This window comes from Lutibacter sp., from assembly GCF_041562875.1.
GTDB lineage: Bacteria > Bacteroidota > Bacteroidia > Flavobacteriales > Flavobacteriaceae > Lutibacter.
Window position 1 is genome coordinate 1 of record NZ_JBFFOE010000018.1, and the last position, 16,834, is coordinate 16,834.

Sequence of the window (16,834 nt, forward strand, 5' to 3'; positions counted from 1 at the left end):
ACTTAATGGAACTTATGATGATAGAATTGGTGGTGATATCACAAAAATTGAAAGTGAAGAAATAGGGAATCATCAATACACTGAAGAAAATGTCTCAAAAAGATTGAGCAGTCAAGCAGTTTACCATACTCAATTAGATTCAATAAGTTCTTTAAATATTAAAAATAGTATCTCATTCTTCGATAGGAACTTAACCATTCCAGATTTTAGTTTTGATGGAAAACAGACAAATACATTTTCAGAAATTACCTATCAAAGAGAAACTTTAAAAAACGATTGGATTTTTGGAGCAAATTTATACTCCTCAAATTTTGATGAAAATGATAATGCCACATTGCAACGTGACCAAAACAATCTTACTTATGGAATGTTTATCAATAACATTTATGATATTTCTGATAATTGGATTTTAGAAACAGGATTAAGAGCAGATTATAATACAGACTTTGGCTTTTTCCCGCTTCCCAAAATATCTTTGCTATACAAAAATAATAATGGTTTTTCAAGTAGAATTGGCGGTGGATTTGGTTACAAAATACCTGATATTTTTACAGAAGAAGCTGAATACATTTACTTTGAAAATGTGCTTGCGATTGATAAATCTTCATTAAGTGCTGAACGTTCCTATGGTTTTAATTTTGATGTAAATTATAAAACACACTTATTTGAAACAGTAGGTTTATCTATAAACCAATTATTTTATGTTACAGCCATAAAAAATGGATTGTTATTAAATAGCACAAATGATGGTTTTTTTGCATTTGAAAATGCAACAGATAAAATTTTAAGTAAGGGAGCAGAAACCAATATTAAATTTAGTTACAAAGATTTTAGGTGGTTTTTAAATTATGCACTTATAAACACCAAGCTAAACTATTTGGCAGGTAACCCACAAAAACCTTTAACATCAAAACATAACGCAGGTAGTGTGCTGATGTACGAATCTGAAAAATGGCGTGTTGGTTATGAAACGTATTACACAGGAAAACAGTTTTTATCAAACGGAGCAGAGACAACAGATTTTGTTACCATGGGTTTATTATTAATGAGAAACTTTAAATTTGGAAGTGCTTTCGTGAATTTTGAAAACTTTACAGATAGAAGACAAAGTAGATTTTCACCATTGGTTTTACCACCGCACGATAACCCAGTATTTCCAGAAATATATGCACCTACTGATGGGTTTATTTTTAGTGTTGGAATCATAATTAAACCATTTGGAAATGAAGAACATTGATAAAGTAAATCGTCAACAATTGTATTAGTTGATGTCGATTCTTTTAAATTATAAAATAGTACTCAAAAACTCCTTTTAAGGAGTTTTTGTTTTAAACTGATTTAACTTGTCCATTTCTGGAATAAACCCAATTACCAAAATAACGATTGGCAATGTGTAAATAAATATTTATTTCAATAAATTAGAATTATTCTAAACTTTAAAACAACTAAATTTAGCAAACAAAAAAAGTGATAACTAATACACAACTTTGGTTATACTAAACCAATAGGAAACAAAAAGATAATAGCAATGAAAATAAATGATTTCAAGCTTGAACGATATTTTGCCAAACACGAATTTACTGCAAAATATTTATTCTCTAGTTCTGACTGTGATGGTTACGAATTAAAATATCTTTTAGAGAATGCTTCTAAAGATGAAATGGATTTGTGGGAAGGTATAAAACTAGGTTATACCGAAAGTGAAGGAAATCCATTATTAAGAGAGGCTATACTTCAATATTATAAAATTAAAACAATTGAAAACGTGGTTGTTGCATCTCCTGGAGAACTTAATTTTATCAGTTTGAATTTGTTATTAAATTCAGAAGATCATGTCATAACAATTTCACCTTCCTATCAGTCTTTATCCGAAGTTGTAAAGTCTATTAATTGTGAACTTTCATATTGGAAACCAAACCCAGAAAATTGGAAGTTTAATATAGCTGATTTAGAAAAATTAATAAGAAAAAACACCAAGTTAATTATCCTAAATTTCCCCCACAATCCAACTGGTAGTTATCTAACTAGAGGTGAGTTAGATGAAATAGTAAGTATTGCAAAGAAACATGATTTGTATCTGTTTTCAGATGAAATGTACCACAAATTAATTATTGATGACTTAGCCGAATTACCTCCAATTTCTGATATTTATGAAAAAGGAATTAGTCTATGGGGTACGTCAAAAACTTTTGGATTGGCAGGTTTAAGAATAGGTTGGTTGGTAGCTCAAGACACCAATTTTCTTCGTAAAGTTGTTGCGTTCAAAGATTATCTTAGTATTTGTAATAGTGCACCAAGTGAAATTTTATCAATAATAGCACTAAACAATATTGATAAATTTCTTCCTCAAAATTTAATTAAAATTAGAAAAAATGTAAAACTGTTCAGTGAGTTTGTAGGGAAACACCCAATAATATCTTCTTTTATTCCCCCTCAAACGGGATCGACTTCTTTTGTTAAGTTAAATATTGAAAATTCAGTCTTAGAATTTAGTAATCAATTAGTTGAGAAAACTGGCATTATGACTATTCCTTCTGAAATGTATGAATATCCAGGTAAATACATAAGAGTAGGTTTTGGAAGAAATAATTTTCCTGAAGTTTTAGAGATACTTGACAATTATTTAAAAACCATAAAGCCAGCCCATAGCAATACGTAAAAAAATGCACTTAATTAATCTAATTTGAAAAATTTAATTAACAATAGAACTTAAAAATAACATTCAAATTATAGTTAAAAATTAATCGAAAGAAAGATAAAGGTAACAATTTATAAAGCTAAAAAAATGAGATTTAAATCTTTCCCGGAAATAAAAACAGAACGACTTTTTTTAAGAAAAATTGAAGAATTAGACTGTGATAGTATCCTGTTTTTACGTTCAAATAAAATTATCAATAAATTTATTGAAAGACCCGAACACAGGAAAACTAAAAATAAAGTTGACGCGATTAAATTTATTAAAGAAATAAATGAAGCATTCGAAGAAGATAAATCTATTTCTTGGGGAATAACTTTAAAAAATGATTCTAAAATTATTGGTTCTATTTGTTTATGGAATTTTTCTCAAGACCTTAAAACTGCTGAAGTTGGTTACGACCTAGATCCTAAATTTCAGAATAAAGGAATCATGAGTGAAGCTCTTAAAATGATTATTGATTTTGGTTTTAATGAATTAAAATTCAATAAAATTGAGGCATTCACACATAAAGAAAATGAGAATTCTAAAAGACTCTTAGAAAAGAATGGATTTCACTTTGTTAAGGAACGAAAAGATTTTGATAATAAATTGAATATAATATTTGAAATTGAAAAAGCCAACAACTAATAGAGCGTAGATTATTGCTGTTTTTATAATTATTTTCACCCAATGGGTTCATTAACTATTTAAGATATTTAATTTTTTTGAGAAAGGTAAGATTGTAAAATTATGGTAGCACTAATTTCATCAATTAAAGCTTTATTTTTACGTTGTTGTTTTTTCAAACCACTATCAATCATACTTTGAAACGCCATTTTTGAAGTAAAACGTTCATCAATACGTTTAATGGGTATTTTAGGAAATGTTAAGCCTAGCTTTTCAATAAAAATGTTGATAATTTGAGCACTTTCACTTGCTGTATTGTTCATTTGTTTAGGTTCACCTACAACAAAAAGTTCAACAGATTCATTTTTTAAGTATTCAGTTAAAAAAGAAAAAATCTTTTTAGTGTCAACAGTCGTCAGTCCAGAAGCAATAATTTGCAATTCATCAGTGATGGCGATTCCTGTTCTTATTTTACCGTAATCTATAGCTAAAATTCGAGCCAAAGTGTTAACATTAATTATAAAGTTGTGCAAATTTAGTGATTTTGGATTATATATTTTTTAAAATTATATATTTGTGGTTAATTGAATTTTAAAAGAATGAATGCATTAAGAAAAATTATAGAGGCTGCTTGGGAAAATAGAGAATTATTAAAAGAGGAAGCTACTCAAAAAACAATTCGTGAAGTAGTTAATTTATTAGATAGTGGGACGTTACGTGTAGCAGAACCTATTGATGGTGGTTGGCAAGTAAATGAATGGGTGAAAAAAGCGGTAGTTTTATATTTTCCAATTCAAAAAATGGAAACTTTTGAAGTGGGGATTTTTGAATATCATGATAAAATTCCATTAAAAAAAGGATATAAAGAAAAAGGCATTCGTGTAGTGCCACATGCTGTAGCACGTCATGGTTCTTATATTGCGCCAGGAACTATTTTAATGCCAAGTTATGTAAATATTGGTGCTTATGTAGATGAAGGTACTATGGTTGATACTTGGGCAACAGTAGGTAGTTGTGCACAAATTGGTAAAAATGTTCACTTGAGTGGAGGAGTAGGTATTGGTGGAGTTTTAGAACCTTTGCAAGCTGCACCTGTAATTATTGAAGACAATGTTTTTGTTGGCTCAAGATGTATTGTAGTTGAAGGCGTTCACGTTGAAACGGAAGCTGTTTTGGGTGCAAATGTTGTATTAACAATGAGCACTAAAATTATTGATGTTACTGGAGATAAGCCAGTTATATATAAGGGGAGAGTACCTGCACGTTCTGTGGTAATCCCAGGAAGTTATAAAAAACAATTTCCTGCAGGAGAATTTCATGTGCCTTGCGCAATGATTATTGGACAACGTAAAGAAAGCACTAATAAAAAAACATCATTAAATGATGCACTTCGTGAAAATGATGTTGCAGTATAAAAAACTATTTTTTTAAAATATGCTCAAATTAGTTTGAAGGCTTTTGCTAGTTTTATTTTAAAAAAATGCAAACTTAAAATTAAATTTTTTTAAGTATTTTTACATCTTATAATAAAAAAAAATGAAGTTAATATTTCCTTGGAGTAAGTTAAAACAAGATGATGTTGAATACCTTTCTTATGATGTTCATAGAAATAATCTTGGAGATATTTTGAGTCCTATAATTGCTAATTATTTTGGATCAAAAAAAATAAAAAGGATTTCTAAAAGAAGCAGTAAAAATAATGAACATTATTTTATGATTGGTTCTATTATTGAAAGATGTAATAAAAATTCAATTATTTGGGGAAGCGGATTAATGTATGCTAATTCTATTTTGAAAGAATTTCCAAAAAAAATTTTAGCAGTTAGAGGCCCATTGACAAGAAGTAGGTTAATAGAACTTGGCATCCCATGTCCAGAAGTTTATGGAGATCCAGCATTACTATTGCCAGAAGTATATCCAAATACAAATCCATTAGTTAAATACAAATTAGGCATAATTCCTCACTTTAGGGATAAAGAAAATTCTTGGTTAAAAGCACATTTTTATAAAAACATGGATATCAAAATAATTGATATCCAAAATAAAAATCCATTAAAAGTTGTTGATGAAATTTTAGAATGCGAGAAAATAATTTCTAGCTCATTGCATGGAATTATTATTTCGGATGCTTATAAAATACCTTCAGTTTGGTTTGAATTTTCAAACCTTGTTGAAGGATCTGGTTTTAAATTTAGGGATTACTTTAAATCAGTAGGAAGATTGGATGAAAAACCTTATCAATTAACAGACTTCAAGAATTTAGATCAAATACTAGATGTATTTCAAGAATACGAAATAGAAATTGATTTAGAGAAGTTAAAAAAAACATTTCCATTTTAATTCATTGTTATTTACTAAAATTAATGAATTTATTAATGATGTTGATTATTGTAAGATGAAAACAGAAATTAAAAACTCACTGGCTATTTTAAAAAACCAACAAATACTTTTATATCCAACAGATACTGTTTGGGGTATAGGTTGTGATGCAACTTCAGAAGAAGCTGTTTCTAAAATTTTTAAAATTAAACAACGTTCAGAAAGTAAAAGTTTAATTATTTTAGTAGACGGAATTGAAATGCTTCAAAAGTATGTTCCTGAAATTCCAATGACATTAATAGATTTAGTGAAAAAGACTTCAAACCCTACAACAATTATTTACAATAATCCGAAAGGATTGGCAAATAACGTTGTAGCTTCTGACAATACAGTAGCTGTGAGAATTGTTCAAAATGAGTTTTGTAGAAAGTTAATTTCAGCTTTTGGAAAACCAATAGTATCAACTTCTGCAAATAGTAGTGGAGATACTACTCCGAAAAGTTTTAAAGAAATTAACCAGTCCATTTTGGATAGCGTAGACTATGTTGTAGATTTGCAGCGCGAAGAAGTGAACGATAAATCTTCTACAATTTTGAAAGTAGATAATAATGGTAAAGTAATTGTACTTCGCATGTAATTTATGCCTGAAAATAACACTTATAAAGATGCTTTAACGCATCCAATTTTTAAATACATATCAAAAGCAGCCACTAATTTACAATTAGAAACCTATGTTATTGGTGGTTTTGTGCGTGATTATTTCTTAAAAAGAGGTACTCCTGAGGATATTGATATTGTTGCGGTTGGTAGCGGAATAGAATTGGCTGAAGCAGTTGCACAATTGTTACCAAATAAGCCTAAAGTACAGGTTTTTAAAACCTATGGAACTGCAATGTTACGCTTTGGTAACGTTGAAATAGAGTTTGTAGGCGCTAGAAAAGAATCTTATAATGAAGAAAGTAGAAATCCAGTTGTTGAAAATGGCACTTTACAAGATGATCAAAATAGACGTGATTTTACTATAAATGCCTTAGCTTTAAGTTTAAATGAAGCAAATTTTGGCGCATTATTAGATCCTTTTGAAGGATTGAATGATTTAAAAAGTAAAATTATAAGAACGCCATTAAATCCTGATATCACATATTCTGATGATCCGTTGCGTATGATGCGTGCGATTCGTTTTTCATCTCAGTTAAATTTTGAAATTGAAAACGAATCTTTAAATGCAATTACAAGAAATGCAAATAGATTGGATATTATTACCAAAGAAAGAATTATAGTTGAATTTAATAAGATTATGCTTTCTAATGTTCCTTCGGTTGGATTATTATTGCTTCATAAAACTAATTTATTAAAACGTTTTTTACCTGAATTAACTAGTTTACAAGGAGTTGAAGAAGTTGAAGGACAGAAACATAAAGATAATTTTTATCATACCTTAGAAGTAGTTGATAATATTTCTGAGAACACTAACGACTTATGGTTACGCTGGGCAGCATTATTACATGATATTGGAAAAGCTCCTACTAAAAAATTTGATAAAACAATAGGTTGGACTTTTCACGGACACGAATTTAAAGGCTCAAAAATGGTGTTTCAACTATTTAAGCGTTTAAAAATGCCGTTAAATGAAAAAATGAAATTTGTTCAAAAAATGGTGTATTTAAGTTCTCGACCAATTGTGTTAGCTACTGATGTTACCGATTCAGCGATAAGACGTTTGGTTTTTGATGCAGGTGATGATATTGACAGTTTAATGACTTTATGTGAAGCAGATATCACAACAAAAAATCCAACTAAATTTAAAAATTACCATAACAATTTTAAAGTTGTTCGTCAAAAGATTAAAGAAGTTGAAGAGCGAGATCATGTTCGTAATTTTCAACCACCAATTTCAGGTGAATTAATTATGGAGACTTTTAATTTAAAGCCTTGCCGAGAAATAGGTACTTTAAAAGATGCTATAAAAGAAGCTATTTTAGAAGGTGAAATAAAAAATGAGTTTGATGAAGCTTATGCCTTTATGCTAAAACGAGCTAAGAAACTAGGATTGAAAAAGCATTAGCAGTTTTGACTTTAGAGAGTTTTTGTTGGATCTTATTTAGGAAGTTTTTAAAAATTTAAATTAATTGCTTACTAATACTTTTTGGGTTTTAATGCCCATAAGATCAATTTTGTAAAGAGAGAAACCAGCGAAATTTAAATGGTTAATTATTAGAAATATACGAATAAAATTTTGGAGTCTAGATACCAACAGAAAAACGGGGCGAAGCCGAAAAGCCAAAATTTTGGCATTAAGTTAAAGCTATTAAAAAGATGAATTCAAATTTTTTTGAATCAAACAGTTACTTTATTGATGAAAAAGTTAATTATTTTAAGTTTGAAAATTGTTACAAAGTATTTAATGATAAAGGGAATGAGATAGGTTCTGTAAACCAAAAAATATCTATAGGACAAAAACTTCTGAGATTACTTTTAAATAAAAATATGTTACCTTTTCAATTAGAAATTAAAGATTCTAATGGAAATTTACAAACATCAATATCTAGGGGTTGGACTTTCTTTATGTCAACAATTACAATTGATGATTCAAAAGGGAATTCGATTGGTTCCATAAAGCAAAAATTTAAATTATTTAAACCCACTTTTAAAATTTATAATAAATCTGAGCAACTTGTTGCAGTGATTACTGGAGATTGGAAAGCGTGGAACTTCCAAATAAATGATTCTTACGACAAGCAAATTGGTACAATAAGTAAAAAATGGAATGGTGCCATGAAAGAAATTTTTACATCAGCAGACAAATACAATGTTGATCTAAATTCTGGATTTACTGATGTTTCAAATAAAATGGCAATTTTATCTAGCGCAATAACAATTGATATGGTTCTAAAAGAAAGTAAATAATTACTCTCGTAAAACCGTAATAGCTAAAAAATTGCTTTACAATTAAAATTTAAAAAATAAAATATAAAAAAAGGGAAATTTGCAATTCAAATGATGCAAATTTCCCTAATGTAAAGTTTTAGTATTATTAACTAGGCTTGAAGGTTTATTACTATCAATATTTTAAAAAGATTGCATAGTAACTAATTTAAAATATTCACCCTTTTTGTCTAATAATTCTTCGTGTTTTCCTTGTTCTACAATTTCACCTTTTTTCATCACCACAATTAAATCAGCTTTTTGAATTGTAGACAAACGGTGTGCAATTACTAATGATGTTCTGTTTTCCATCATTTTTTCTAAAGCAATTTGTACCAATTGCTCACTTTCAGTATCCAAAGCTGAGGTAGCTTCATCTAAAATCATTATTGGAGGATTTTTTAAAACAGCTCGTGCAATACTTAAACGTTGTTTTTGACCTCCAGAAAGTGTATTCCCACTATCTCCAATATTAGTTTCGTATTGAAGGGGTAAATCTTTAATAAATTCATGAGCATTAGCAATACAAGCAGCAGCAATTACTTCATCTGTAGTAGCAGTATTTACACCTAAACTAATGTTGTTTTTAACAGTGTCATTAAACAAAATAGATTCTTGACTTACAATTCCCATTAAACCACGAAGTGATTTTTGAGTAATATCTTTAATATCAACTCCATCAATTTTAATAACACCACTATTTACATCATAAAACCGTGTGATTAAATTTGCCAATGTTGATTTTCCGCTACCAGATTGTCCAACTAATGCAACAGTTTTTCCTTTCGGAATATGTAAATAGAAATCTTTTAGTACATATTCATCTAAATATTTAAATGAAATATTTTCAAAGATAATATCTTTATCAAATGTTAATTTAGCAGTTGCATTTGGTTTGTCAACAATCGTATTTTCTGTTTCAAGAATATCAATAATTCTTTCTGCAGAAGCATTCCCTTTTTGAATTCCAGAAAAAGCAGTTGAAATAGCTTTTGCAGGATTAAGTACTAGGTAAAACAGTCCTATATAACCTAAAAATTCTTGGGGTTGCATAGGGCTATTTTCACTTAAAACAAGTCGTCCTCCAAACCATAAGATTCCAATAATTGTTGCGGAACCTAAAAACTCACTCATAGGTGATGCTAAAGTTTGACGTTGAACAACACTAGTCATTAAATTTCTAAATTTGGTAGTTGATTTATTGAATTTTTGTTCAATTTTATTTTCTGCATTAAACCCTTTTATGATGCGTAAACCTGTTAAAGTTTCTTCAATAAATGATAGAAAATTACCAGTTTCTTGTTGCGCTAGAAGTGATTTTGCTTTTAGTTTTTTGCTAATTGAAGAAATAATAAATCCTGATACTGGTAATAAAATAAAAACAAAAAATGTAAGTTTTGCACTAATAGCAAACATTGAAACTAAGGTTAAAACGATGGTTAAAGGTTCGCGTACAATAGTTTCTAAAGAGGTTAAAAATGACGTTTCAACTTCTTGTACATCTGAAGTCATACGTGCAATGATATCTCCTTTTTTTCTTTCTGAAAAATAGGAGAGAGGTAATTCTATAATTTTATGATATAGGCTATCTCGTATATCTTTTACAACACCATTTCTAAGAAAAGCTAATACATAGGAAGCTAAATACCTGAATAAATTTTTAAAGAAAAATAAGCTAAATGATAAAATACAAATAAAAAGCAATGCTTTATCTATCCCACCACTTTCCATCATTTGAGTAACGTTATAGTTTAATGAGCCTTGCACATATTTAAATAATTGAGCTATTCCTTGGTAAACTGGTTTTTGATAGGTTTTTTTTTCTTCACCAAATAATATTCCCAATACAGGAATAAAACTTAAAACTGAAAGTACATTAAATATTGCATATAAAATATTAAAAAGTACATTAAGCCAAGCATACTTAATATAAGGTTTTGCGTATTTTAAAATCTTTTTAAAATAATTCATTAAGTTAATTTCATTTCTTTAATAATGCGTTGAATTTTAGTGTCTAATTCCGCTTCAATTTTAATTGCATTTTCAATGGTGTCTAATGGCATATTTACACTAAAATAAAATTTAATTTTTGGTTCAGTTCCACTTGGTCTTGCAGCTACTTTTGTTCCATCAACAGTTTCATAAATTAATACATTTGATTTTTCTAAATCAATAGTTTCAATTTTACCCGTTAGAAGATTTGTTTTTGTAGAAGCCTGATAATCACATAAAAACGCCACTTTAGAACCATCAATTTCAGTTACTGGGTTTTCACGTAATTCTACCATCATTTTGCTAATTTGCTCAGCACCATCCATTCCTTTTTTTACAATGGCTATTAAATGCTCTTTGTAAAAATTATGTTTGGTGTAAATTGTGAGTAGTTCTTTATAAAATGAACTATTGTTAGCTTTTGCCTTTGCTGCAATTTCACAGGCTAATAGCGTAGCGGTTACAGCATCTTTATCACGTACAAAATCACCAACCATATAACCAAAACTTTCTTCACCACCACCTATAAAATCTTGTTTACCTTCGGCATCGCGAATCATTTTTGCAATCCATTTAAAACCTGTTAAGCCAACTTTAGTTTCAACACCATAGCTTGTTGCAATCTCATTCACTAAATTTGTTGATACAATTGTGGAACCTACAAATTGTTTTCCATTTAATTTACCTTGAGTTTGCCAATTTTTAATTAAAAAATCGGTCATAACACTCATGGTTTGATTTCCATTTAAAAGCTTCATTTCTCCAGCTTCATTCCTTACAGCAATACCAATTCTATCACTATCAGGATCAGTTCCAATAACAATATCGGCACCTATTTTATCAGCTAGATCAATTGCCATTTTCAAAGCTGCTGGTTCTTCTGGATTTGGGGAAGCAACAGTTGGAAAATCACCATTAGGTTCTTTTTGTTCTTCAACAATATTTACATCTGTATACCCTGCTTTTGCAAGTGCAAATGGAATAGATTTAATTGAAGTTCCGTGTAATGAAGTAAAAACAATTTTTAAATTTTCTCTTCCTTCAATGTTAAATGTGCCGTTTTTTACTGAAGCATTTATAAAAGCATCATCTACATCTTTTCCAACATATTCAATAATACTTTCATTGGCATTAAATTTAATTTCAGAAAAATCTAAACTATTAACTTCATTTATAATATTAGCATCATCTGGTGGTATAATTTGTCCTCCATCATTCCAATACACTTTATAACCATTATATTCTGGCGGATTGTGAGAAGCAGTTAAAACAATACCTGCATCGCATCCTAAATGTCTTACAGCAAATGAAAGCTCAGGAGTAGGGCGCATATCTTCAAATAAATACACTTTAATATTATTTGCCGAAAGTACATCAGCAACAATTTTAGCAAATGGCTGACTGTTATGGCGGCAATCATAAGCAATAGCAACTTTATGTTGTTTGTTTGGAAAGGTCTTTTTAATATAATTTGCTAATCCTTGTGTGGCTTTACCTAAAGTATATTTATTAATTCGGTTAGTTCCTGCACCCATAATACCACGCATTCCACCTGTACCAAATTCTAAATCTTTATAAAAACTTTCCGTTAATTGTTCTGAATTACCAGCAATTAACTGTTGAATTTCTTGTTTTGTTTCTTTATCAAAAGTATCTGTTAGCCATAATTGGGCTTTCTCTAAAATTGTCATAGTGTGTATTGTATAATTTAGTGCAAAAATAAGGTTATTTTTAATTTAAAAAAGTCTATAAATGTTACTTTTAGCTAAAACGTTATAAATTAATTGTTTTTGAAATTGAATAGCGTTTTGTATCAGATTTTGTGCGTAAAATAATTTCACCTAAAAAACCAGCTAAAAAAAATTGTGTTCCAATAACCATGGTAGCCAATGCAATAAAAAATTGTGGACGTGATGTAATTAATCTTCCTGTTGGGTTAAAAAATAATTTATCTATTCCTAAATAAAAGGCAAAAGTGCACCCAACAATAAACATGATGGTTCCTAATAACCCAAATAAATGCATGGGTCTTTTTCCAAATTTTGATAAAAACCAAATGGTAATTAAGTCTAAAAAACCATTAATGAAACGATCTATACCAAATTTAGTAACACCAAATTTACGTGCTTGGTGAGCAACTACTTTTTCGCCAATTTTATTATAACCAGCATTTTTTGCAAGTACTGGAATATAACGATGCATTTCTCCACTCACATCAATATTCTTTACAACCTCATTTTTATAAGACTTCAAACCACAATTAAAATCGTTTAATTGTACTCCAGAAGTTTTTCGTGCTGCGGCATTAAATAATTTTGAAGGAATATTTTTTCTAATTTTTGAATCGTATCTCTTTTTTTTCCAACCTGAAATTAAATCGAATCCTTCATTTTTTATTAAGTTGTACAATTCTGGAATTTCATCTGGGCTGTCTTGTAAATCGGCATCCATCGTAATTACTACGTCACCTTGCACTTCTTTAAACCCTGCATTTAATGCTTGAGATTTCCCGTAATTTTTTTGAAAACGAAGACCTTTTACATTTGAATTTTTTTCAGACAAAGCTTCAATAACTTTCCATGAGTTATCTGTGCTACCATCATCAATAAAAAGTATTTCATAAGAATAACGATTGGATTGCATAACTTTTGCAATCCAATCGTGTAATTCATTTAAAGATTCATCTTCGTTAAGTAGTGGAATTACTACTGATATATCCATTTAAAATATTTTAATTAGTCTTCTTCGTTTGTTTTTTTCATAATTAATCCAGCTATTAATGAGATAATAAAACCAAAAAATAGGCTCATAATCACAACTATTGCAGAGATCATTCCAAATCCTGAGAATTTTTCAGACATTTGCATAGCACTTTCCATTTGCTCGTCAGTAAAATTTGGATAAGTTTCAAGGAGTGTTACTTCTTGAACCTTTGCTAAATTTGAAAAATATTCTGGTTCAATAAAATTAGTGAATAGGTAAAAATAGATTACATAAATAATACCTGAAATAAGCGCTATTCCTAAACCAGTTTTTAAAGATTCACCTAAACTTAGGAATCCTCCATTATTTTCTTTAATTTTTTTAAGTCCTAAAACAATAAATACAATTGTTGCAGCAAAACTAATTAGTGAGATGCTCCAATGTGGTTTGTATACATCACCAAAAGCAAAATTGACAACGGCAATTAATATTGAAACAAGCCCTAACATTAAACCATTGTTTAACATTACTTGTTTAGGTGTAGTTGTTTGATTTTCCATAATAAAAGTTTGATTTAAGTTGAACAAATATACTAAATACCTATTTAGTTATAATGTTAATTGTTAATATTAATAATTAGTTTTAATTAATTTATTAGTAAACAGTTCTTTAAAAAAGTTACAGAAAAATTAAAAAAAATGATTGTATATCGTAAAAAATCATTGTAAATTTGCAGCTAGGCAAGTCCTACACAACTAGCTCCCTTTGAACCCTCCAGGGCGGGAACGCAGCAAAGGTATTAGGTTGTAGCAGTGTGATGTAGGTAGCTTGCCTTTTTTTATGCCTTTTTTTTAGACTCTTCAAAATAAAAAATACGTAAAAATTAATTTCACTTCCAATTCAAATTTTAGCCCAAATACCTTACTTTTGAAGCAGATTAAGGAATTTTTAACCTTTTTAATATTTAATCATTTAATGAAAAAAGTAGTTTTAATTACAGGAGGTTCTTCTGGAATAGGAAAATCTGTTGGTGAGTTTTTAACTCAAAAAGGATTTATTGTATATGGAACAAGTAGAAATTCAAGCAAGATAAAAAATCATCCATTTAAATTAGTCTCATTAGATGTTAATGATACTGTAACTATTTTAAAAGCTGTTGAAGAAGTTATTTTAAACGAAGGAAGATTAGATATTCTAATTAATAATGCAGGAATGGGAATTACAGGTCCTATTGAAGAAACTCCAACCAATGAAATGCGTAAAGTTTTTGATACTAATTTTTTTGGAGCTATAGATGTTATGAAAGCGGTGTTACCTCAAATGCGTGCTCAAAAAAGCGGATTAATTATTAATGTGACTTCAATTGCAGGTTATATGGGATTGCCTTTTAGAGGTATTTATTCTGCTACTAAAGGAGCTTTAGAAATTGTAACTGAAGCAATTAGAATGGAAGTTAAAAGTTTTGGTATTGAAGTAACCAATGTTGCTCCAGGGGATTTTGCTACAAATATTGCATCAGGAAGGTACCATACTCCCGTTTTTGAAAATTCACCTTATAAACAAAACTATCAAAGTAACCTAAATTTAATGGATTCTCATGTAGATAGTGGAAGTGACCCAATTGAAATGGCAAAAGCTATTTATAAAATTATCAATACTTCAAAACCTAAAATTCACTATAAAGTTGGAGACTTTATGCAAAAATTTTCAATAGTATTAAAAAAAATACTGCCCGATACAGTTTATGAAAAGATGTTAATGAATCATTATAAATTGTAATGATTTGAGTACTTTTGTAAAGTATAAATAATTCAGTATAAATTAAACAACCTATAAAGAATGAAATTTTTTATTGACACAGCAAATTTAGATCAAATTAGAGAGGCACAAGCCTTAGGAGTTTTAGATGGGGTAACTACAAATCCGTCTTTAATGGCAAAAGAAGGAATTACAGGAAAAAATAATATTTTAAAACATTACGTTGATATTTGTAATATTGTTGAAGGTGATGTAAGTGCAGAAGTTATTGCAACTGATTTTGAAGGAATGATTAAAGAAGGTGAAGAATTGGCAGATTTACATCCTCAAATTGTGGTAAAATTACCAATGATTGCTGATGGAATTAAAGCTTGTAAATATTTTTCAGATAAAGGAATTAAAACCAATGTAACGTTGGTGTTTTCTGCAGGTCAGGCATTATTAGCTGCTAAAGCAGGAGCAACATATATGTCTCCTTTTATTGGGCGTTTAGACGATATTTCTACAGACGGATTAGAATTGATTTCAGAAATTAGACTTATTTATGATAATTATGGTTTTGAAACTAAAATTTTAGCTGCATCTGTTCGTCATACAATGCATATTATGAATTGTGCAAAAATTGGAGCTGATGTAATGACAGGACCTTTAAGTGCAATTAAAGGTTTGCTAAAACATCCTTTAACTGATATTGGCTTGGCACAATTTTTAGCTGATTATAAAAAAGGAAACTAAGTTAGATTTACGATTCTAGATTGTTGATTTACAATTTAAAAAAGGCATTTGTCATTTCGAGCGGAATCGAGAAATTTTAATAAATATTTAGACTGTGCTTAATGTGACAGATTTAAATTCATAAAAAAAGGAACTGTTTTTAACAGTTCCTTTTTTTTATAAATGATTAATAGGAGGTATTATACCTTTTTATAAGTATAGGCTTTCCCTTTAAAATTATATTGAATTTCTGTTATCTTTTCATTCTTAATTTTTTCAGCTTCCTCTTCATTTAATTCAAAATCAATTTCGGTATAATAAGAAGCTGTATTTTTTATTTTATTAGATTCAATATCTGTATTATCTGAATTTAAGGTTAATGAATCGTTTTCAAAAATAAAAGTAAGAGTGCAACCTGTTCTTTTAATTTTTGTTGATAAATCACCAATAATAAAGGTTTTTATAAACGGAAATCCACCCAATTCTTCAAAATCTAAATACACATTATTAGTAATATCTTCAGCATATTTAGTGCCTCCATCGAAATCAATTTTTGGAATGACTTGTGAAGGTATTTTTTCTTTTTTAGATTTTAAAAGATTTGAAAATGAAAATGCCATAATTGGTTAATGAGTTATATTAATGATATGCTTGATTGTGAGCTAAATCTGATCCGCAAGAACTACATTTTGTTGCCGTTCCAGCACCGCCATAACATCCGTTTGAACAAGTGTAATGGAAAACTCCTAAAGCATTTTGTGCAGGTGAAGCAGCTGTATTTGTAGCAGGGTTTGTATTTAAATCAGTTTTAGGAACGTTTAAAGGTCCGTTTTTTAAAAAATCGTCGTTATGATATGCTAAATTATGAGTGTATGGGGTACTACATGTTGGGCAGTTCCCAGCAACATCACTACCACTATTTTCACATTTATTTGCACAAATATAATGTACTACTTTAGCGGTTACTTTGTTTTCTTTTTGTTGAATATCTGTTTTTTTATCTTGACAAGAAATTGTCATAGTAAAAATTAAGATTAAAATTATTTGAAATGTTTTCATATAAATTTTATAAATAGTTAGCGTTAAGTTTCAAATATAGTATAAAATTATAAGTTTTGG

The 16,834-nt window shown here is 29.0% G+C and carries 17 protein-coding genes and 1 other RNA gene; 11 read left to right on the forward strand and 7 right to left on the reverse strand.

What is annotated here, in order from left to right:
- The 3 genes from ABY863_RS04175 to ABY863_RS04185 all read left to right on the forward strand — a co-directional run.
- Window positions 1-1,237, forward strand: a 1,237-nt coding sequence (locus ABY863_RS04175; RefSeq protein ID WP_372793008.1) for a TonB-dependent receptor plug domain-containing protein, incomplete at its 5' end; no start/stop codon positions are given.
- 291 nt (window positions 1,238-1,528) lie between these two features.
- The gene (locus ABY863_RS04180) at window positions 1,529-2,659 is read left to right on the forward strand and encodes an aminotransferase class I/II-fold pyridoxal phosphate-dependent enzyme (RefSeq protein ID WP_372793009.1); all 1,131 of its coding nucleotides are present in this window, start codon (window positions 1,529-1,531) and stop codon (window positions 2,657-2,659) included.
- Between the two features lie 126 nt (window positions 2,660-2,785).
- Window positions 2,786-3,325, forward strand: coding sequence for a GNAT family N-acetyltransferase (locus tag ABY863_RS04185; protein WP_372793010.1), 540 nt, complete (start codon window positions 2,786-2,788; stop codon window positions 3,323-3,325).
- Window positions 3,326-3,393: 68 nt separating this feature from the next.
- On the opposite strand, the gene ruvX is transcribed toward ABY863_RS04185, so the two are convergent.
- The gene (gene ruvX, locus ABY863_RS04190; RefSeq protein WP_372793049.1) at window positions 3,394-3,807 is read right to left on the reverse strand and encodes a Holliday junction resolvase RuvX; all 414 of its coding nucleotides are present in this window, start codon (window positions 3,805-3,807) and stop codon (window positions 3,394-3,396) included.
- A gap of 96 nt (window positions 3,808-3,903) precedes the next feature.
- On the opposite strand from ruvX, the gene ABY863_RS04195 reads away from it, so the two are divergent.
- From ABY863_RS04195 to ABY863_RS04215, 5 genes are all read left to right on the forward strand, one after another.
- A complete protein-coding gene (locus tag ABY863_RS04195; protein ID WP_372793011.1) occupies window positions 3,904-4,719 on the forward strand; it encodes a 2,3,4,5-tetrahydropyridine-2,6-dicarboxylate N-succinyltransferase in 816 nt (271 codons plus the stop codon).
- A gap of 121 nt (window positions 4,720-4,840) precedes the next feature.
- On the forward strand, window positions 4,841-5,644 hold the full coding sequence (locus ABY863_RS04200; RefSeq protein ID WP_372793012.1) for a polysaccharide pyruvyl transferase family protein: 804 nt from the start codon (window positions 4,841-4,843) through the stop codon (window positions 5,642-5,644).
- A 55-nt stretch (window positions 5,645-5,699) separates the two neighbouring features.
- The gene (locus tag ABY863_RS04205; RefSeq protein WP_372793013.1) at window positions 5,700-6,260 is read left to right on the forward strand and encodes an L-threonylcarbamoyladenylate synthase; all 561 of its coding nucleotides are present in this window, start codon (window positions 5,700-5,702) and stop codon (window positions 6,258-6,260) included.
- A gap of 3 nt (window positions 6,261-6,263) precedes the next feature.
- Window positions 6,264-7,688 (forward strand): CCA tRNA nucleotidyltransferase, encoded by a 1,425-nt coding sequence (locus ABY863_RS04210; protein ID WP_372793014.1) that lies wholly within the window; start codon window positions 6,264-6,266, stop codon window positions 7,686-7,688.
- A gap of 251 nt (window positions 7,689-7,939) precedes the next feature.
- Window positions 7,940-8,530: an LURP-one-related/scramblase family protein gene (locus ABY863_RS04215; protein ID WP_372793015.1), complete on the forward strand. Its 591-nt coding sequence runs from the start codon at window positions 7,940-7,942 to the stop codon at window positions 8,528-8,530.
- A gap of 162 nt (window positions 8,531-8,692) precedes the next feature.
- Here ABY863_RS04215 and ABY863_RS04220 read toward each other — a convergent pair whose 3' ends face one another.
- The 4 genes from ABY863_RS04220 to ABY863_RS04235 all read right to left on the reverse strand — a co-directional run bounded on the left by ABY863_RS04220 (window position 8,693) and on the right by ABY863_RS04235 (window position 13,803).
- Window positions 8,693-10,519 (reverse strand): ABC transporter ATP-binding protein, encoded by a 1,827-nt coding sequence (locus ABY863_RS04220; protein ID WP_372793016.1) that lies wholly within the window; start codon window positions 10,517-10,519, stop codon window positions 8,693-8,695.
- Window positions 10,519-12,231: a phospho-sugar mutase gene (locus tag ABY863_RS04225; RefSeq protein ID WP_372793017.1), complete on the reverse strand. Its 1,713-nt coding sequence runs from the start codon at window positions 12,229-12,231 to the stop codon at window positions 10,519-10,521. Before ABY863_RS04225 ends, ABY863_RS04220 begins: the two co-directional genes overlap by 1 nt.
- A gap of 82 nt (window positions 12,232-12,313) precedes the next feature.
- A complete protein-coding gene (locus ABY863_RS04230; protein WP_372793018.1) occupies window positions 12,314-13,261 on the reverse strand; it encodes a glycosyltransferase family 2 protein in 948 nt (315 codons plus the stop codon).
- 14 nt (window positions 13,262-13,275) lie between these two features.
- The gene (locus ABY863_RS04235; protein ID WP_372793019.1) at window positions 13,276-13,803 is read right to left on the reverse strand and encodes a DUF4199 domain-containing protein; all 528 of its coding nucleotides are present in this window, start codon (window positions 13,801-13,803) and stop codon (window positions 13,276-13,278) included.
- Window positions 13,804-13,981: 178 nt separating this feature from the next.
- Between ABY863_RS04235 and ffs the strand changes: the two genes are divergently transcribed.
- The 3 genes from ffs to fsa all read left to right on the forward strand — a co-directional run bounded on the left by ffs (window position 13,982) and on the right by fsa (window position 15,736).
- Window positions 13,982-14,080: signal recognition particle sRNA small type (ffs, locus tag ABY863_RS04240), an RNA gene on the forward strand.
- 138 nt (window positions 14,081-14,218) lie between these two features.
- Complete coding sequence (locus ABY863_RS04245) at window positions 14,219-15,022, forward strand: SDR family oxidoreductase (protein ID WP_372793020.1); 804 nt, start codon at window positions 14,219-14,221, stop codon at window positions 15,020-15,022.
- 60 nt (window positions 15,023-15,082) lie between these two features.
- Window positions 15,083-15,736, forward strand: a complete 654-nt coding sequence (fsa, locus tag ABY863_RS04250) for a fructose-6-phosphate aldolase (protein ID WP_372793021.1) — start codon at window positions 15,083-15,085, stop codon at window positions 15,734-15,736.
- Window positions 15,737-15,915: 179 nt separating this feature from the next.
- Here the strand turns inward: fsa and ABY863_RS04255 are convergent, their stop codons facing one another.
- Window positions 15,916-16,335 carry a hypothetical protein gene (locus ABY863_RS04255; protein ID WP_372793022.1) on the reverse strand — a complete coding sequence of 140 codons (420 nt, stop codon included), beginning with the start codon at window positions 16,333-16,335 and terminating at the stop codon, window positions 15,916-15,918.
- A 19-nt stretch (window positions 16,336-16,354) separates the two neighbouring features.
- On the reverse strand, window positions 16,355-16,774 hold the full coding sequence (locus ABY863_RS04260) for a hypothetical protein (protein WP_372793023.1): 420 nt from the start codon (window positions 16,772-16,774) through the stop codon (window positions 16,355-16,357).
- Between the last annotated feature and the right edge of the window lie 60 nt (window positions 16,775-16,834).

What these genes read in the sequence shown, in the direction of transcription:
- ABY863_RS04180 (WP_372793009.1), top strand. Translation starts at nt 1,529, where the DNA reads ATGAAAATAAATGATTTCAAGCTTGAACGATATTTTGCCAAACACGAA.
- ABY863_RS04185 (WP_372793010.1), top strand. Translation starts at nt 2,786, where the DNA reads ATGAGATTTAAATCTTTCCCGGAAATAAAAACAGAACGACTTTTTTTA.
- ABY863_RS04195 (WP_372793011.1), top strand. Translation starts at nt 3,904, where the DNA reads ATGAATGCATTAAGAAAAATTATAGAGGCTGCTTGGGAAAATAGAGAA.
- ABY863_RS04200 (WP_372793012.1), top strand. Translation starts at nt 4,841, where the DNA reads ATGAAGTTAATATTTCCTTGGAGTAAGTTAAAACAAGATGATGTTGAA.
- ABY863_RS04205 (WP_372793013.1), top strand. Translation starts at nt 5,700, where the DNA reads ATGAAAACAGAAATTAAAAACTCACTGGCTATTTTAAAAAACCAACAA.
- ABY863_RS04210 (WP_372793014.1), top strand. Translation starts at nt 6,264, where the DNA reads ATGCCTGAAAATAACACTTATAAAGATGCTTTAACGCATCCAATTTTT.
- ABY863_RS04215 (WP_372793015.1), top strand. Translation starts at nt 7,940, where the DNA reads ATGAATTCAAATTTTTTTGAATCAAACAGTTACTTTATTGATGAAAAA.
- ABY863_RS04220 (WP_372793016.1), bottom strand. Translation starts at nt 10,519, where the DNA reads ATGAATTATTTTAAAAAGATTTTAAAATACGCAAAACCTTATATTAAG.
- ABY863_RS04225 (WP_372793017.1), bottom strand. Translation starts at nt 12,231, where the DNA reads ATGACAATTTTAGAGAAAGCCCAATTATGGCTAACAGATACTTTTGAT.
- ABY863_RS04230 (WP_372793018.1), bottom strand. Translation starts at nt 13,261, where the DNA reads ATGGATATATCAGTAGTAATTCCACTACTTAACGAAGATGAATCTTTA.
- ABY863_RS04235 (WP_372793019.1), bottom strand. Translation starts at nt 13,803, where the DNA reads ATGGAAAATCAAACAACTACACCTAAACAAGTAATGTTAAACAATGGT.
- ABY863_RS04245 (WP_372793020.1), top strand. Translation starts at nt 14,219, where the DNA reads ATGAAAAAAGTAGTTTTAATTACAGGAGGTTCTTCTGGAATAGGAAAA.
- fsa (WP_372793021.1), top strand. Translation starts at nt 15,083, where the DNA reads ATGAAATTTTTTATTGACACAGCAAATTTAGATCAAATTAGAGAGGCA.
- ABY863_RS04255 (WP_372793022.1), bottom strand. Translation starts at nt 16,335, where the DNA reads ATGGCATTTTCATTTTCAAATCTTTTAAAATCTAAAAAAGAAAAAATA.
- ABY863_RS04260 (WP_372793023.1), bottom strand. Translation starts at nt 16,774, where the DNA reads ATGAAAACATTTCAAATAATTTTAATCTTAATTTTTACTATGACAATT.